Raw genomic sequence first — 18,573 nt, forward strand, 5'->3', positions numbered from 1 at the left:
TTGGTAGATAATTTTTTATGAAAAAATCATATTTATTATTACACTTCGCTGTAATACTTGCCGGCTTTACCGGCGTTTTTGGAAAACTCATTTCGCTTAATGAAGGTTTATTAACATGGTACAGAGTATTATTTTCTGCTGTCATTTTGTTTCTGATTCTAAAACTTTTTAGAATAGCTGACCGTACTACATCAAAAGAAAAGTTTAATATTGCTAAAATTGGCTTGCTAATTACCATACATTGGGTGTTCTTTTATGCAAGTATTAAATATTCTAATATTTCTATAGGTGTTGTCTGTTACTGTTTGACAAGTTTTTTTACTGCGGTTTTCAAACCTTTGATTGACAAGTCGAAGTTTAAATTCTCTGAATTATTGTTAAGTGCACTGACATTGTTAGGTATCAGTCTAATTTTTCATTTTGATGCTTCTTATCAGTTAGCCATCGTGTTGGGTGTTATTTCATCGGCTTTTGCGGCACTTTATACAATTTACAATGAGAAACTTGTGAAAATTTACGATAGTAAAATTATTAATTATCATCAAATGATAGGCGGGACGATTGGTTTAGGGATTTTACTTCCTTTTTACCTTTATTTTTTCCCTGCGAAAAGTATTATTCCTAATTTGAAAGATACTTTTTATCTAATTTTATTATCATCTTTTTGTACTGTTGGCTTGTATGTTTCTTTTGCCGAAGTATTGAAAAAGATTCCTGCTTTTACTGTTAATCTTAGTTTTAATCTGGAACCAATTTACGCAATTATATTAGCATTTATTTTTTTTGATGAAAGCAAAGAAGTAAATACTTCATTTTATATCGGATTGTTTTTTGTAATGATTTCAGTTGTCTTGCAATCGATAATTTCTTTAAGGAGAAGCAAATAGATAACAAAATAATTTACGCAAAAGGCACAAGAAATTAATACTTGTGCCTTTTGATTTATAAACTATAAAAGCTCGATAGGAGTCATGTCTAATTCTTAGATTGCAAATCTCTGATTTTATTTTGACATTTTCCCCCAGGTTTTTGGATTGGTCCCATACTATGGCTTTTAAAAAACATGCGAATTGTAAAAATATAAAGCATAAAAAAACTCCTTAATTTCTTAAGGAGTTTCTTGGTGGGCTGTCAGGGATCACAGTCGAACACCTTGTACCGATTTTAACATTTTTTGAAACTCTAAAATAAGTAAAAATATGAAACTGCAACACCATTGTCTTCCAATGGCGTTGCTCGTCTTCGTTTGGAATATAAGGGATCACATGTAAAACACTTAAAACCATTTGACATTTTTTGATACATAAGATAGACCTCAAAAACAATTTAATTCTATCATGATAACTAATATCTACAATTGCGAAGCTTTACATTATTAAAGTATTTACATAAAAATTATGTTATAAGCACTTAAAAATATCTTCAACCTTAGCAACGTAATTTTCTGCTGTACTCTTGTCAATAATAGCACTAGTACAAACACTATCACTATAAGTGTGTCCAGCACAATTTCTCAAATTTAAAATATTTCGACATGTATTGAATAATCCTTCTGCTGTATTATAATCTGCCCAAATATTTTTTAGATAATCTGAAAATGCCACCATCAAAGGAACAGTGTTATAATTATAAGTTGCATTTTTTGTTGGAGAGATATAAAAAAATAATTCAAAGATTTGGGTTAGATTCCCAAATGTATAACTCGTAGCACTGTTGTTAGTAAAATTTTTTAAATGATGAAAATTTATTTTCTTTTCATTAGCTGTTCCTAAACCAAAACTAATCGTATCAAGATTTGATTTCACTATACTTAAATTGGTAAAAATATCATCTAATTCATCTTTATAATTAATATCTGCACTCCATAAGTTTTTATCTGTAGAACTAACCAAGTTTTTAAAACCGTTCACCCATTTAATCATCTCAAATTCAACTGCTCGGCCATATTGTATAATAACCGGCGCAAAATCAGCATTATTGTCTAAATTTTCTAATAGAAATTTACCTGTTGATAGATACTGAAGTGTTTTTGAATTGTCAATCTTAGTTTTATCTATAATGCTTTCAATTTCAATTACATATTTTGAATAATCTGTTTTAGATGTGTATTCATCAATTTTCTCTTCTTGCCTTTTTAGCAGTTCTTGAAGTTCTAATTCTTTGTACTCTTTCTCTTTTTTAATTCCATTAAGTTGCTCTTCCAACTCATTTTTTCCCGAAGTTGCAGTTACTAGTTCTATACTGATTTTTTCTATTTTAGTATCATAGTCTTTCAGCGTTTCATTAGATTTTTTCAGTTCTTCTTTAATTGTTTCATAATCTTCAATAAAGCTATTTCTTTGAATATTAAACAAACTTAATTTCAAATTAGTCTGTTCGTCAAAAAAACCTTTTCCAAAATACTTGTTATAATCGATACTTCCATCTTTATCTATCTGGACATTACTAATGTACTCATTTTTCACCCCTTGTCTAACATCATTAGGATGATTGAAGTAATACATCTTAACATTGTTTGGAGAAACTATTTTTCGACCTATATATTCTTGAAATTTATAAATTAGATACTCGCTATGCGTTTCTATAAGGAATTGAATATTGAACCTCGATGCGGCATCTATAAATAACTCCGCCATTTTTGACTGTAAAGAAGGATGTAGATTAGCTTCAGGTTCTTCGATTAATAATGTGGAAGGATTAAAATAGATTGTTTCTCTATGGGAACCATCTTGATGATCAAAATCATATTCATAAGGTAATTGATGTTTATAAGCAATAATAGCTATCTTCATAATAATTGGCAGTAACTGAGATATTCCATAACCTAAGTCAACTAGAGGAGTTTTTGTTCCGTCAAAATTGACTAAAAAAATCTTGGTTAATCCTATTGCTTCATCTCTAAATACAAAAAGTTCTTTTCCTATTTTGAAGCCCTTTTGTTTCTTCATTCCATTTTCGTCCACTTCATTAATCTCTCCATTTCCAATCCAAAAGTTTACAAAATTTTCGATCTGTGGATATTTTTTTAAATATATAGCAGAGAAATCTCTCACAATCTGAATATCTTCACTATTTTGCTCATCAATAAACCATTCTCTATTTTTACCTCTTGTAGTTGGTAAAAAATAAACTTTGTTTAAACTATCAATTTTTTTCTGAACAGCGTCTGAAAAATCTTTCTCTATTGCTTCTAATAGGCTCTTAAAAAGTTCGCTATTAGCAGTTGTTTGAAATGAGTTTTTAAAAAGACTTCGCAAATTCTGTTCTTCGCTAGTTTCCGGTTTTTCATCAGGTTCCTTTTCTTTTAGTTCAGCACTTACAATGTCTCTCTCCATCCCATCTATAATACTAGAAAAACGATGTTTGAAACATTCAAGAATTTTAGATTGGTTATTATTTTTTCCTTTAAAAAGTTCACTAATAATCTTTTTTTCTATAGCTAATAGGTTTAATTTGTCTTTTTCTGATAATTCTGAATAATCAGAAAATAAACTTTGACCTTGTATAAGTTTTTCTATAAAACTTTCATATCCATCTTTTTTATGTTTAGGAAAAGGGAAGTCAAAAAAAATGCCTCCATATTTTTTAATTCTACTAAATAAATCAATAGTAAAATAGTTTTCAGTATTTTTATTTGGTTTAATTCCTTCTTTTATCTCGACAAAAGGTGTGTCTGTGATAAGTTGAATGATTTTTTTTAAATAAATACTTGTTGACATCTCCCATTCACCAGGTTCATCGTGATATTCTCTGAATACGATAATATTAGACCAATGTAGATATTCTCCATTTTTTACAATAGCGATATTTTTAATATCATGGTAAACTACTAAAGCTTCTTTAGTTGAATTATGAGGTATAGATCGTTTCAATTCATACCTAATCTCCATAGTCGCAGATATTTCTCGACTGTTTCCAAACTTTATCGGAAAAGCAAATACTAAATCTTCATTCTCTTCAAAAATTGGCAGTTCACTTGAATAGTTGTCATTCTTTTCATGATAATCCGAAAGTCTAGAATACATACTTTGACTGTTTTGGATTTCTGAGTTTTTAAAAACTTCCATTGTAACTCGGTTATAGATACGTTCAAGATTTCCAAGTTCATGTTTCATAGCCTTAAAATCTAAGGTTTCTAAAACAATTCCATCTTTAAAATTATCAACTAAAAATTGTATTGCTTTAAAAACAGAACTTTTTCCTGCATTATTTGTACCCGTGATTAATGTAATGGGGGCAAATTCAAGATTTTCTTTTTTTTGGAAAGTCCTAAAATTCTGTAACCCTAATCCTTCTAAATTTGGCATAATTGTAGATTATTCTTTTTTATGTGTAATAGATTAATTGAGCGCAGACGCCTCATTTGCATATATCACAAAATCATATCAATTCAGCTAATATGCGGTGATGAGAATGACAAACTAAATTTATTTAATTTCCCATTCTTGCTGAAACTCCTCAAAGGCTGCTAAATAACCTTCATATTTAGCAGCAATTTCTTTACTCTTGACTGTTTTCTCAAAACCTATAGCCGAAGTTCCCGCCTGAATATGAATTGAGAATGCGAAACCAGGTGTCTCCATGAACTCTTTTTTGTCTTGTTGATTTAGTAGATAATTATTCTTAAAGAGGTTTGGGTCTTCTTTGTCAATTGCTCGCCAATAATTTGTAAATCTACTGTTGCCGTTTTGCCTCTTCATAATGAATATTTCTAAATCATGAATTGCAGCATCAAATTCTCCAATAAATTGATTTAAATAAATTCCTATCAGGATTGGCTCTTTTAGATGATCATAATATCTAATCTTATAAGCTTTCCGAAGTATAGATAAAAACACCGGATCAAATGATGCATCTATGTCATAGATATTTGACAAAACATTTTTTAGCTTTTCAATATTGTCAAAATGATAACGATAGTTCTTTTTCTCAGTCGAGTGATAAACTAATATAGATTTTAGATACTTTTCTACGGCAGTACTGGCAAGAGTAAGTCCTTGTAATATAAACTCATTATTGAGAAGAAACCTTGCTGCGATATAATCTCGATACGCTAAATCATTTAGAGATGCGCTAATAGAACACCTTTCGAAAAACTTATGGGAATTGCTCATGATACTAAATGAAGTTGATTTGGTTGACACTAAACTTGCAGACACCGCTACTTATATCTAATATCTATCTCTTGATAGATGTATAAGCCCTACTAAAAAAAGCGTACAGTATTACAATAATACACAAAAAAGGAATACTACGCTGTGTGTTTTTGAAACAATACAAATTACGTTAATAGATTTTATGAAGTATAATTACAAAAACAACGCCATTGGATTCCAATGGCGTTGTTTTTGTAATTATTGGCTGTCAGGGGTGTATCGAACACTTAATACCAATTTTTAACATTTTTTGAAACTCTTAAATAAATATTTAAGCAAAAATATTAAACGTTACCCTTTTCGACTAGCCATTTTGCTAATCGTAAAGTGTCAAATTTTCTTTCAATGGGATGAGCTCTTTGCGTGTAAAAATAACAACTTTCGACTTCCATTGTTTGTGAAATTTTAATTTTATAGACGTAATTCTTCTTTAAATAATTTGTCAAATTCGACCAATCCTTCGGTACAGATTTTTTCTAAATGAAGAAAATAATTTTCATATGAAGTACAAAAAATAATATTTAATTCTCTCATATAATGAGGGAGAAAATTATCAAACATTTCTATGTCAAATTCTTTGGTCTCTTCATTTTTGTAATCAATATTTGCTGAGGCAAAAACGGGGTTAAAATATTTTTCCGTCAAGTAGTGATATTTTTCAAGTTCATCTTGAGAAAGTTTTGAAAGTTGTTCTTTAAAGAACACCATAAAACCGACACCAACATAATCATATAAAGGTTTTGTCGTCTTGGAAATGGCAATTAATTTTTTTCTGATCCATTCTGCCCTGAAGGTATTTTCAAATTCAGGCCAATTGACTAATTGAACATTGGTGTTTTTAATTGCATTAAATGCCCCACTCTGAAAGCCCATCTTTGAAATTATAAGTCCATAATTGGCTCCATAGTCATTTATAACTGTACGAAAGGAGTGCACAACATGTTTTGGAACTTTTTTTTTCCAGAATTTACATTCACAAATAATTACGCTTCTAGACACTTGGTTGCTTATTTCTGCATACACATCAACATTAACTTTTTCCCTCACCGTAATTATGTCTTTTTCTGTTTCACACAGATAGCCACATACAGTTAAAATCTCCGCAACTTTGTTTTGTAAATCTTTCCATGTTTTTGGTTCATTTTCGTATATAGTCATTTATTTTATATAAGTTTCTCAAGATTTATAAAAGTCATTTTATGCATCATATCAATCTAGTTTTGAACAAGTGTATTCCAATAAACAATTTGTAATATTTAGATTTAATTGTACAAAAGATTAGAAACAATAATATGCTTTATTCTTCCCAAACTACACTTATTATAGTTTTAAGTTGCTTATAGGGAATACAATATTCGAAAAAATCGCTATCATCCTCATCATCTTTTAATTCGAACCATGTAGATTTATATATTGATTGCGCTTTATCTTTTCCTGAATATAAAAAATCATATTTAGCATCAATATATTCTTGAGCAACAGAATCTTCAGGAGGAGATAATTTAGTAATTTCTTTAATCTTTATCCAATAACCATCTGACTTACTCCAATATTTAACTTGACCATTATTAATAAAAACAACAAATAAGGGATAGATATTTAATGATAATAATCTATAAATAATTGAGGTTAAACTGGTTTTGAATCTTTCTGATAATTCTTTTACTAAATCTGGAGAGAATTTTTTTTTAAATGCAGCTTTCCGTATTATATCTTCCGGCATTAAAAGCTCTGATGCAAAATCGTTAGCTTCCCATTCCTGAATTCCTTTTTTTGCTTGCTGCTCTGCATTATTAAACCAGTTTAGTGTATTGGGTGTTTCATCGTGAATTTCTAAATCTAGTTTGTCATGTAGTAAAAAATGTCCGATTTCATGGGCGACAGTAAACCTTTTTCTCTCTTCAAACTGAATATTGGAGTTTACTTTTATTAATGTTTTGGAATTACCTCTGATAATTTTACCGTCCGAGCTTGGCAATTTTTCTTCGATTAATGTTGCTCCAAGTCCGGCAACAAAAATATCCAAAGGAATATCAGTAATTTCATCGAAGCCAATTTCTTCCAATAGCGCTTTAGCTCTATTTGAACCTCTACTATTTCTGATCATTTTCCAATTGTTCCAGTAGTTCTAATAAATTTTGATCTTTAATAATTTCTTTAATCTCATCAATTCCTAGATTATCTAAATTTCTATATTGTACCTGAAATTGATTATTTGCAATTAAAGATTTTAAATAACTAATTGGTTTGTCAATATTTTTCTCGATTGCACTTTGTAGTAATGCAGAAGCTTTTTCTAATAAATCGTTGTCTCTCTGCTTATTAATATAACCTTTTAAGAGAAATGAATGTTTACGGAAATTTTTAAGAGCATAATTTTCAATATCATTAATATCGAAACCTTCCTCTTTAAGAATTTCATCATAGGTACTAGAATCTCCGTCAATAATTTGGGAGATAATTGCCTCGTCTATCTTTTTGATGAAGTTATTTTTCATAATTCAACACTTTCAATTTTTCTTTTATAAATGGTAACTTGCGATCTAATCGCTTTTTAATATTTGTCAGTTCATCGATACCAATGCCTAGTAACTCTGACAAGTCGTTTCGTTTCATACCATTAATTATATATGGTTCGAACAATAATAATTCATCATCTGTGGCTCCCATAGCTGTTAATTCATCATGGCATATAGATAATAATGATTGGTAATCGGAATCGTCAAAAGACATTTCGACATCATTATCCATAATTTCAAATGTTTCATTTGCTTTATCAAGCTCGGCGTTTAATGTGTTTGAAATAACACTATCTAACGCACTTATTACTTGCTTTCGGAAATCAGGAAACTTATCAAGATACCAGTTCCGACCCCCTTCTCTTAAAAAGGCTTCGATCGTATCATTAATCATGTCTTCAATCATAATACCCCTAAACCCCTTTTGATAATTGTATTTGATTCCAAAAACAGTCTTAAGCCTTATGATAGCGTGTTTGAAAAGAATAGCATAAAACTCCGAAGTGTAAACCTCCTGAAGCGCTCTGCATTTCTCATCAAAAGTTGCAACCTCTCTATTATTTGACTTCATTTATATAGTAATGCTTAAATTTTTTTAAAATTTTCCATAGCGATGGCAATTTATGAAATTTATATAGCATTACAATGTATATGAGAGGTTTAACTTAAACAAAAAAATATGAGCAAATCAGCAAATTATTTAATATCTGGCGTGTGGAAGGATTCAAATGATAATATTACACATGTAATGTTGCATCCGGTAAATGACGGAGATTCTTTCAACATGGGTATTAAAACTTCAGAAGAAGATACCATAGGATTACTAAAAAAAGCGAATATTATTAAGACGGTAGTATGGGGTTATCCTGGATGGAGTATTAAATCTAAGGTAACATATGTTCAGAGTGCTGGAAAAGAATATTTAAGGAGCGATGCAAATGCTACAACAAAAGATAATTTAGACAATTTAATATCAATGAAAGCAATTAAATAATTATAAATATGGATAAGAGTTTACACTTAGATTCGGTAATTAAAACGCATCAAATTACCAAAGAGGAGGAGCTTTTAAATAAGCACAAAGACAAAAACAAAGAAGTTAAAGAGGCTTTAGAGCAGAAGTATGAAAGTAATATTTACTCTCCTTTTAATTCTGGTTCCTATGCAAAAAATACTGCTATGAATACCAAATTTGATTTTGATATGGTATGCCCTTTTAAAAGAAATGCGTTTGGTTCTAATGGCACATTAAAGCAGATGTACGAAGATGTTTTTGATTTTTTATATGAGAAATACAAAGATGAGGCAAATGTCAGAAAGCAAAAAGTTTCTATTGGGATTGAGTTTTTTGCAGATGAAGACGGGGATGTTGTAAAAATTGATGTTGTACCAGGGCGTGAATTAAATCGAGATCAATACAAAGATGATGAAAACCTTAATCTCTACGTTTACTACAAATATGGAAACTTTGACCAAGGCAGTGAGAGAATTAAAACCAATGTGCAGGCCCAAATCAAAAATATTAAAGATAGAGCAACAAAAGAAAAAGATTCCATTAGAAAGATCATCCGTCTGCTTAAAGTCTGGAAGAATACCAAGTATAATAACCCTGCGAAATCCTTCTTTTTAGAATTGATTACAATTAAAGCTTTTGACAATAAAGATGTGTCGGGGAATTTATGGAGTAAGCTAGAAACCGTATTGCAATATATCCGAGACGAAGTTACCGGTGAAAGTTTTACATTGAAAGATCCAGGAAATGGTTCTAATGATTTAATCGATACTTTAACGACAACAGAGAGACAGACTCTGTCTGATGATATGAAGAATATGCTTGAAAGAATTGAGGATAACGATGAAAATATCAAAACGTATTTCCCTGAAAATTCAAAATTTCTTGAGGAAGAAGGAAGTGACAACAAATACGAAAACAAAGGAAACGGATTCTATTCTAATCCACCAAAAAATGAAAGATTCGGTTAAATGATAGACAAAAGACTAAATACAATCCAGCAAATTTTTTCTGAACTAAATGGGATTTCAATTGAGACCTCATTTAGTTCAGATTTAGAATTTAATATAGTTGGAAAAATTAAAGTTCCAGTTGAGTCAACAGACGATTGCTTGTTTTTTGATGTTAAGATTTATCCTGAGTACCCATTAAAAAGAATGGATACAGAATCTATTACTTTTTCCAACAGCGATTATTTAGAATATGGTCATGTGATGGGAGATGGATCTATATGCAGACACACTTCTCACCAGACTGATTTAAAGAAAAAAATTGAGATCGATATTAATTCACTAAAAAGATGGATGTGGAAATATTACTTAAATAAAGATAATGACAAGCATTATGAACATTTGATTTTACAGCCTAAAGAATTTAAGGGCAATCATTTTTCTTTTTTGTTTACTGAAGTCGACCATATTTTCAGCAATCAGCAATTTGGTTTTTTCGAGTATTCAAAAATAAATAACGGACTGTATCATGAAAAGGTTATTTTTAATAATATTATTCAGGAATTTAGAGATTCTTTAAGTAAAAAGGTTACAGAGTGCAAATGGAGTACTGCCATAAAACAATTGCCAAACAAAGACCTTGGTATATATGTTTTATTAGATAGTCCTCCTGCTAGGATGGGTAAATTTATAATAAGCAATTGGGGAGATTTTGAAGATTTAGTTGATCAAAATCTGCATAGTTTCCTCTATAGTGTTCAGAAAACCAATTTAAAACTGAATGGAAAACCAATTCCTTTTTTAATAGGTTATAGGATATCAGATAAAGAAATACACTGGCAGGTTGCTATTTTAGAAATCGGAAAATTTCCAATTGAGTCTTATAAAGTAGACAAAGTATGGAAAGGTGGATTTATTAATGAAGATATTGTATGGGGTATCACTAAAAATTGTTCTTATGATTATTTCTTTGGAAGAGGTAGATTAACCGAAAATATTACTAAAAGCAAAATACTTATTATTGGGATAGGCGCAATAGGTAGTATGGTTGCCAAGACATTGACAAGATGTGGCTGTACAAGCATTGATGTAGTTGATTATGATATTAAAGAGCCTGAAAATGTATGTAGATCAGAATACTCATTTTTGTCAGGAATTTGTAATAAAGTAGATGATTTATCAAATGAATTGTTCTTAATATCTCCTTTTGTTGAAGTCGGAATAATTAATCCAATATTGTTTCATGTTGATTCAAAAATAGCACAAGGATTGAACAGTACTAATACTGAATTGCAAAAAAAACTGCTTCATTATGATATTATAGTAGATTGTTCTACGGATAATGATTTACTATATATTTTAAGTAAATTAGAACTTAATCGACTTATAACATTATCAGTAACTAATAATGCTAAAGACCTTGTTTGCTCAGTTGAACCAAACAGTTATAATTGGGTAATGAATCAATATGAAAATGTTTTGGAGAATGAGATGGAAGATTTACATAATCCAACTGGATGTTGGAGTCCAACATTCAAGGCTTCATATAATGATATCAGTACATTGGTTCAATTTGCCATTAAACATATTAACATGAAATTGAGTGATGACAGTAAGAGTTTGAGAAACTTTGTTTTAAGTACGAATGAGAGCAATATATTTTCAATAAAATTAAATGAGTTTTGATGTATAAAATAATTGAATTAGGGTTAACAATGGAGATAGATGATAAATTATTATCTACTATTATTGAAGTAGGAATACAACATTATCCAAATGAGTTTGGAGGTTTCTTAATTGGTAATTATTCACAAACACAAACCCATTTAAGAATAACAGATACAATTTTACCAAATAAGTTTAAGGGGACACCATATTTATTTGAGAGAGATACAATAGGTATAGATGATAAACTAAAAAAATTCTATACTGAAGATCCTAAAAAATATTATCTTGGAGAATGGCACACTCATCCAAACAATTTACCAATACCCAGCAGTACTGATATAGATGCCATTAATTCAATTGCAAATCACCCTGAAGTTTCAATTAAAAATCCTTTAATGCTGATTATTGGTTATGATAAGACCAAGGTTGAACTTGGTTTTTATGTTCAATTTAAAAATAAATTATATAGATATGAGTAATAAAATAAATATAAGTGACTTATTTGCTGGATTGCAAAATCAAATGGTTGCGCAATTAAATACTAACAGAGAATTTATTTTGCATCCTGGATCAAAAGGAGATTCTTTAGAAAATGTTTGGATAGAATGGCTGAGAAAATATTTACCTAATAGATATTGTGTTGACAAAGCAATTGTAATTGATAGTACAGGAAGTTTAAGCCATCAATTAGACTTAGTGATTTACGATCAGCAATACACACCTTTTGTTTTTACCCAAAACGGCATTCATTATATTCCTGCTGAAGGTGTATATGCTGTTTTTGAAGTTAAGCCTGATTTTCAGGGTAATGCGGCGGGTGATAATTTTTTTGAATATGCAGGAAAGAAAATTGAAAGTGTAAGGAAATTAAAGAGAACATCGGTTGGTATAATTAATGCTGGAATACCTCAAAATCCTAGAGCACTGACAAAAATAGTTGGAGGTATATTAGCTAGTACTAATACCTATGCAAAGAATAATAATACTATTGAATCACATTTAAAAAGTTTAACTGGATTACAAAGTATTGAAATGGGATGTGCAGTAGACTATGGGAGCTTTTATGTGAATTATGATGGTGAGGAAAATATATCAAACACAAATTTTGAGGAACGTATAACAAATTACTACCTTGAAAGGACTTTTAGTAGCACAACATTTAGTGAAAAAGAAAATTCCTTAGTCACTTTTTTTCTTCAACTCACAAGATATTTGCAACAGTCTATTGGAACAGTAGCAGCCATAGACTTGAACGCTTATGCAAAGGCTGTTGGATTTGAAATTGATGAAAAGATATAAGTATGAATAAAGGAAAAAAATATGCTCAAAATGGGGCTTTAATATTTGGATTAGGAAATGCAATTATTAATACATTTAAACAACTCAATAGTAATGACCCAAACAGCGAATTTGATTGGAGTCAACTTTGTGTTGCCGCAGGTAAGGGTGCCTTAGTTGGCGGAACTGGAGGATTAATTTTAGGTGCTATACGTGATAACAAGATGAATAAAGTCCTTTTGGAATTTAATAGTGTCCCAAATTATCTCCATAAAACATTGAATCATTACAAAGATGACAATACCTTACTTTTGAACAAAGCGGAACAATTAAAATCAAACTTTCAGTCAAAATTTAAATCGGAGTTGGCATTGAAGCCTAAAATTACTGGTTCAGTTATTAAGGGCACATCTATTTATGGCTCTGATGTAGATATTCAACTTTGTTTTAAAAAAGATTATGGCTCTATTGCTAGTGTATATGATACTATTTCTGATTATATCTTTGACGAATTAAAAATCAAAGAAATTAAAGAAATAAGAGAACAAAAACATTCTATTGGAATCGGAATCCAACTCGAAAACGAGGTTAAAAGAATAGATATAATTCCAACTCGTTTAATTGAAAATGGAAAAAATGACGTTCAGTTATTTGTCAATAAAATTGGTTTTTTTGAAAAACCAACATATAAAAAGACAAATCATGAAAAGCAAATGTTATCTCTAAAGTTAAATTATAGAGAGCAAAGAATTGTAAGATTACTTAAAATTTGGAAGGTTGAAAATAATTTAAAAATTAAATCTATTTTTTTAGAATGGTTAGCTAAAAGATCTTTTGACTCAAAACCAATTACAAATAAAATTGAGAAGGATTTAACCAATGTAATTTATTTTATTGCACGAAATGTTGAATTCATAAGAATTGTTGATACAGCAAATTCAAACAATGTTATTTCTAATACACTTACATTTGAAGAAAAGAGCAATATTAGTCGTTTTTGTTTTAATATGCTAGATGATTGGAGAGTCGATAAACGAAACATTATAGATTATTTTCCTAGTTTGGAGTCAACTATGTAATTTTTTATGGAAACTTGAATCCCAACTGATTGCTTATCAATTAGCTTTTTGAATTGAAGTTTCCATCCAAAATTAATGTAGCGTAATATTATAATAAATATTAATTAGTTCTACATATTCATTTGTTACTAGATAAAAACTTTAAAAAGTCATATCAAACAGAGTTAATAATAAAGTGATTAGAATAAATTTAAACAATGATTCAAGATTTACATATCTTTCATCCATTCTAACATGTTAGCTTGGAGTCTAATTTGTTCATTGTAAGTAATCATGTTTATTCTTCCATTGGGGGTCTTTTTAACATCCTTTAGATGACGGTGAGTAGACCACATTGCATTTTTGATTAAATCCTCATTGTCGGATTTTATTTTTCCTATAAAATCCTCAATTACTAAACTTAAATTATGCTCCATTTCATATCTGGTTTTTGGTGGAGGCATTCCATATTTATTTTTATTCATTTTCAATGTTTGGATTAATTTTTTCTCTATCAAAATTAACACTCATAGCTAGAGTCCTGACCATTTCAGTTATTGTATTTAGATTTACCCTTTTATTGGGCGAATATCTAACTTTTGTTAAATCTCGTGTGCTCTTTCTTGTACCTTCTGTAAAAAACATCTTCCCATTTCTCAAATTTTCTCCCAAAATATTCAATTCTCTCTCAAAGTCAGCTCTTGAATCTCTATTACCTTTTCTACTCTCAAACATAACGGTCATTAATTATTTCGTTAATTAATTCAATATTATTTTCATCGATTCTATGTGATATGGCATTATTAAGTGCGTGTCTTAACAAATACTGATATCTTCCGGAGAAATCCTCTTCACTATAAAAACTTCGTATGAGATATTTATCAGATTTGGCTACTTCCGCTTTTTTTAAAGAATTACAATAATCATCAATAAATTTATTCAGCTTTAAACAAAATTTTTCATCTAATAATAATTCCTCATTTAGGTCGTCAATTTCATATTGAATCAAATCTAAATAATCTTCCTCTAAGAATACTTCACCTGTAAGTACAATTGATTTTGGGATCGTACTTTGAATTTTTAAATGCAATTGATTATATCCTTTATTATTCAAATTTACAGCAACATCAATTAAATTTTTCTTTATCGTAAAATGCTCAATTTTAGAAATTTCATCCAACATATCAAGATTTTTATTTAGAAAATCAATAATTAAATTGGGATTTTTATTTGATATTTCTACTAGAATTTGACTAGATATTTCTGTTGAAAGTTCAGGTTTGTTAGAGATGCAAGTATCTATCAAATTTTTAATTACTGAGGAATAATAAATAGCTAATTGATCTAAAATAGCCGAGGTTCTATTTCTAATGTAGCTATCAGGATGATTTAAATGCCAAATGATAAAATTGGTCACTAATTCATCAGGATTTTGATTATTAAAATCATTATTAAGCCAAGTATATTTTTCTTTTACTTCATCATCTGGTCTTACTATGTAGTGAAAATGCTTATTCACAATTTCGTATATTTCAGAAATTTGAAAATCATCTAATTTGCTTTCAAGAAACCAAATCAATTCTTTACATATAACCCAATATTCATTATCAAATTTTAAGATATTTTCTTTTAGATTTATCATTACTGATTTATCATTTTCTAAAAGTAATTTTATATTGTCTTTTGCTTTATCAGTACTATTTGACCAGTTATTAAACCAAATACTTTTCCTTTCTTTTTCAAAAGCTTCTAATCCTTCCTTTAATAATTTATTCTTATTAAATACTTCATCATTATTTACTTCATCATTAAATAAATCAATGCTACCTTTTTCTTTGGGTTTCCCAATAGAATCCTTATTTTCAATATCTTCATTTAACCCCCATTGTATATTATGATTTAGCAAATCTTCTTGAAGTCTCTTAACATTAGAGATTGATAGATGTTTGCCAATTTCTAACAGTAAACTCCTCCTATCATCATTTTCTATAAAATTTGAGGCTACTAAATCTGAAATACTATTGCTTATGGAATTAATATTTCCATCTTCTAGTTTTTCTATTTCATTTAGTGTATTTGCAATTTCCCTACCATAGTCTATTATGTATCTGAAAATATCATCATTTACAGTGAAAATTTCACATAAAGACCATTTTAAATATGGATTTATAGTTGCATTTTCCAATACACTCAAAATTCCACTTTGTTCTGTTATGTTTCGGGCTCCTAAAGAATATCCGTCGCCAATTCTTGGGGCATCAAAATTGCTTACTTCAGCATTTCTTATTATAACCTTTGGATTTGGTAAAACTTCAAATTTATAGTATTCCAATGCTTCATTTAGTCTATCATTTATTATTAACGAACTAATAAAATCTTCCTTGTTATGTTTTACATATTGCTGAAATGTCATTTCCCCGGAAGCATAATCCAAAAGAGAAGCAAAATTTCGAATAACATCATTACTTGGCTTGGATTTTAAAATTTTTAAAGTTGTGTTAATTGGAGTAAGTTGTGATTCTTTATACCAACTTGGCCCCATAGAAGTATTTAACATTTCTTGAAAAACATTATTTGATTTATCCTCAAAACCTAGTATGCCATATATTTCATTAATTTTTAATAATTCTTCTGTTCTTTCCCATCTGTTTTGAACGCCATGCAGAATATGGTCCTGCCATAATTCCACCAATGGCAAAATTTTCACTTTATCATACTCGATTAGTATTAATGATTTGATAATTTCATTTAATACCTTTCGATAACCTTCAGTATATAGACCTAATTGATTTGTTGACTTAATTATCACAGACTCTAAAAATAGTTCTAGCCTTTCATAATCAAACTCATGAACTAAATTAATTAATTTAGAATATACTAATGCAAAAACTTGTTCCGGTATTTGATAAGCTCTTTCCCAATGACTTCTATAATCAAATGTAAAACCAATACTTTTTATTATTAATTCTAATTTGGTTTTAATTAAACCTGATTTTTCTTTTAGTAGATTAGCAGATTTATAATAGTATAATTTCCCTTCAAAAAAATGTATTTCCTCTATTAATTTAATTAAATCATTTTCCCAACTTGTATGATTCCAAAATTTATGCGAAATCTCCAAATCATTATCTTCATCTAAAAAACCTAAACAGTTATGATGTAAACATAAATTATTATATTTTAAATGTTCAAAATCAACACCGTTCTCGTTTTTGATATCAAGTACTTTATTGAAAGACAAATATTCACTAATAATTGGTTTTAATATATCTGGCCTTACTGTGTTGTTTAGTAGTGCTAAAATTATATTTCTAATAACATTTTCCTCCTTTTGATATCCATAATTTTCAATTAACAATTCAATGTCTTTTATTAATGTTTTCTCATTATCATTAGAATAAAGATTTTTTAAATTGAAATTATTTATCTCTTTTTTATAGATTAACAATGATATAGCATAGATTCCGGTCCAGGTCTCATTTATTTTTATTCCGGGAACTTTTATCATCCCTTCGATATCCATATTAATATTGAATTTTCTCAACAAATATGCGTTATACCAAGCGCAACAATAATCTCTTACAAACTGTATAGTTTGATAATTTTCATTGTCAATATGATTATTTGGATCATCTGAATATTTTGAAAATTTTCTTAATCTGTTTAGATAGTCATGTAAACCTTCTTGAGAGTTTTTAAGATTGTTATTACTGTCTAATATTATTGTTTGTGCCTTTACAATAAAAGTTGAAGAACTTATCCCTTTGCCTTTTAAGCCTTCATCCATTAATTTTCTATACTCACTATCTAATGCGTTGGTCAAAATATCTATTTCTTCATAAGCCTCATTTTCATAAAAATGTTGTAAGAAATGGATAGCGTCTGTAATACTAATAAGCAATGTGTCTCTTCTTACAATATATTTTATCGCTTGATTATATTTTTTATTAGCAATTAATGCTAATGTGATTTCATGGGCGTATTCTACAAAGACACTATTATATCTGAAGTCTATTCTTTGAAGTAGTAATAATAGCCTAATTACTTCTGTTGTTTGTCCTAACTCAATTGATAATCCAATTATAGTCTTAATATCTGCGACAATCAAATCTGGTTCTATATGATGAATAGCCATTTTATCTGCCCATAATTGGTCGCAATTACAGACTGCTTTCTCGGGAAAGTTTGATAATGAATAGTGATAAAGGTTGTTGGTTATAGAATACTTATTGTCTGGTTGTTTCTCACAGAAATCCACAATTAAATCGTTGCAATCTTTCTTTAATAAAGGAATTTTGTTTAAAATAAAGTCTTTGAATGAGTTGTGATAAATTTCGAGTAATTCATTACCTTTTATTAAATAACTAATTTTCGGAAAAATGGAATAAAAATTACTTCTTATTTCAGGTGTAAGAATTTCAAAAAAATCATCTTTTTCTATAGCTTGTCTTAATTGTGATAATAATAGACAGATCCACAACTTATTTTTGTCTTCATAAATCTTGTCCCAAATTGTATTGTAGTAATTTACAATATCACCGCTAATAACAGGGATGCTGTCGATCCATTTATTTAACTCGTCATCATCTTCAGCAATATCCGATAGTTTTATGAAATCTATTAAATAGCTTAAATATAAAGGATGTCCTTCTGATTTTAAAGCGATTTTCTGGATGCTTTCATAATTAATTTTGTCTTTCAGGTTTCTTTGAATATAAAACTCGCATTGACCTTGATCGAGTGGTGTAACCAAGATGCTTTGTTTTGGATCAATTTTATTTTTTATATTGCTAGGCAATATTTCTTTAGATGTACAAGAGAATACTATTTTGATATTATTTGGAATATTTTCCGGTATAATCCCTAAAAAATCTTCTATGTAGGTTATCTCATCTATACCATCAATAAAAAACACTCCAGTTTTCTCTATTC

Annotated in this window: 16 protein-coding genes; 7 read left to right on the forward strand and 9 right to left on the reverse strand. The window is 29.0% G+C overall.

The genetic code is table 11. The features are described from left to right. Nucleotides 1-17: 17 nt before the first annotated feature. Nucleotides 18-887 (forward strand): DMT family transporter, encoded by an 870-nt coding sequence (locus B0A64_RS04055; protein ID WP_089478276.1) that lies wholly within the window; start codon nucleotides 18-20, stop codon nucleotides 885-887. A 513-nt stretch (nucleotides 888-1,400) separates the two neighbouring features. Here the strand turns inward: B0A64_RS04055 and B0A64_RS04060 are convergent. From B0A64_RS04060 to B0A64_RS04085, 6 genes are all read right to left on the reverse strand, one after another. Then, the gene (locus B0A64_RS04060; protein ID WP_089478277.1) at nucleotides 1,401-4,307 is read right to left on the reverse strand and encodes a DUF3696 domain-containing protein; all 2,907 of its coding nucleotides are present in this window, start codon (nucleotides 4,305-4,307) and stop codon (nucleotides 1,401-1,403) included. Between the two features lie 120 nt (nucleotides 4,308-4,427). Beyond that, entirely contained in the window at nucleotides 4,428-5,114 is a 687-nt protein-coding gene (locus tag B0A64_RS04065) for a HEPN domain-containing protein (protein ID WP_089478278.1), read from the reverse strand. A gap of 453 nt (nucleotides 5,115-5,567) precedes the next feature. Beyond that, nucleotides 5,568-6,314: a restriction endonuclease gene (locus tag B0A64_RS04070; protein WP_089478279.1), complete on the reverse strand. Its 747-nt coding sequence runs from the start codon at nucleotides 6,312-6,314 to the stop codon at nucleotides 5,568-5,570. Between the two features lie 139 nt (nucleotides 6,315-6,453). Beyond that, nucleotides 6,454-7,263 (reverse strand): ImmA/IrrE family metallo-endopeptidase, encoded by an 810-nt coding sequence (locus tag B0A64_RS04075; protein WP_089478280.1) that lies wholly within the window; start codon nucleotides 7,261-7,263, stop codon nucleotides 6,454-6,456. After that, nucleotides 7,250-7,654 carry a hypothetical protein gene (locus B0A64_RS04080; protein WP_089478281.1) on the reverse strand — a complete coding sequence of 135 codons (405 nt, stop codon included), beginning with the start codon at nucleotides 7,652-7,654 and terminating at the stop codon, nucleotides 7,250-7,252. Before B0A64_RS04080 ends, B0A64_RS04075 begins: the two co-directional genes overlap by 14 nt. Beyond that, entirely contained in the window at nucleotides 7,644-8,246 is a 603-nt protein-coding gene (locus B0A64_RS04085; protein WP_089478282.1) for a hypothetical protein, read from the reverse strand. The genes B0A64_RS04080 and B0A64_RS04085 overlap by 11 nt, the downstream gene beginning before the upstream one ends. Nucleotides 8,247-8,354: 108 nt before the next feature. On the opposite strand from B0A64_RS04085, the gene B0A64_RS04090 reads away from it, so the two are divergent. From B0A64_RS04090 to B0A64_RS04115, 6 genes are read left to right on the forward strand one after another with little or no spacing between them, the layout of a single operon-like run. Further along, nucleotides 8,355-8,669 (forward strand): DUF3892 domain-containing protein, encoded by a 315-nt coding sequence (locus B0A64_RS04090; protein ID WP_089478283.1) that lies wholly within the window; start codon nucleotides 8,355-8,357, stop codon nucleotides 8,667-8,669. 8 nt (nucleotides 8,670-8,677) lie between these two features. Then, a complete protein-coding gene (locus B0A64_RS04095) occupies nucleotides 8,678-9,658 on the forward strand; it encodes a nucleotidyltransferase family protein (protein WP_089478284.1) in 981 nt (326 codons plus the stop codon). Continuing rightward, nucleotides 9,659-11,323 (forward strand): ThiF family adenylyltransferase, encoded by a 1,665-nt coding sequence (locus tag B0A64_RS04100; RefSeq protein WP_089478285.1) that lies wholly within the window; start codon nucleotides 9,659-9,661, stop codon nucleotides 11,321-11,323. Further along, a complete protein-coding gene (locus B0A64_RS04105; protein ID WP_208863513.1) occupies nucleotides 11,323-11,784 on the forward strand; it encodes a Mov34/MPN/PAD-1 family protein in 462 nt (153 codons plus the stop codon). Before B0A64_RS04100 ends, B0A64_RS04105 begins: the two co-directional genes overlap by 1 nt. Then, nucleotides 11,777-12,604: a DUF6602 domain-containing protein gene (locus tag B0A64_RS04110; protein WP_089478536.1), complete on the forward strand. Its 828-nt coding sequence runs from the start codon at nucleotides 11,777-11,779 to the stop codon at nucleotides 12,602-12,604. The genes B0A64_RS04105 and B0A64_RS04110 overlap by 8 nt, the downstream gene beginning before the upstream one ends. Nucleotides 12,605-12,606: 2 nt before the next feature. Then, nucleotides 12,607-13,662, forward strand: coding sequence for a nucleotidyltransferase family protein (locus B0A64_RS04115; RefSeq protein WP_089478287.1), 1,056 nt, complete (start codon nucleotides 12,607-12,609; stop codon nucleotides 13,660-13,662). A gap of 209 nt (nucleotides 13,663-13,871) precedes the next feature. Here the strand turns inward: B0A64_RS04115 and B0A64_RS04120 are convergent, their stop codons facing one another. Genes B0A64_RS04120 through B0A64_RS04130 form a run of 3 tightly spaced genes read right to left on the reverse strand, consistent with a single transcriptional unit; the run spans nucleotide 13,872 to nucleotide 18,556 of the window. Continuing rightward, entirely contained in the window at nucleotides 13,872-14,126 is a 255-nt protein-coding gene (locus B0A64_RS04120; RefSeq protein ID WP_089478288.1) for a hypothetical protein, read from the reverse strand. Next, nucleotides 14,119-14,376, reverse strand: a complete 258-nt coding sequence (locus B0A64_RS04125) for a hypothetical protein (protein ID WP_089478289.1) — start codon at nucleotides 14,374-14,376, stop codon at nucleotides 14,119-14,121. Before B0A64_RS04125 ends, B0A64_RS04120 begins: the two co-directional genes overlap by 8 nt. After that, nucleotides 14,369-18,556, reverse strand: a complete 4,188-nt coding sequence (locus tag B0A64_RS04130; protein ID WP_089478290.1) for a hypothetical protein — start codon at nucleotides 18,554-18,556, stop codon at nucleotides 14,369-14,371. Before B0A64_RS04130 ends, B0A64_RS04125 begins: the two co-directional genes overlap by 8 nt. Nucleotides 18,557-18,573: the final 17 nt, after the last annotated feature.

The sequence above is a fragment of the Flavobacterium araucananum genome, from assembly GCF_002222055.1.
In the GTDB taxonomy this organism is placed as follows: Bacteria; Bacteroidota; Bacteroidia; order Flavobacteriales; family Flavobacteriaceae; genus Flavobacterium; species Flavobacterium araucananum.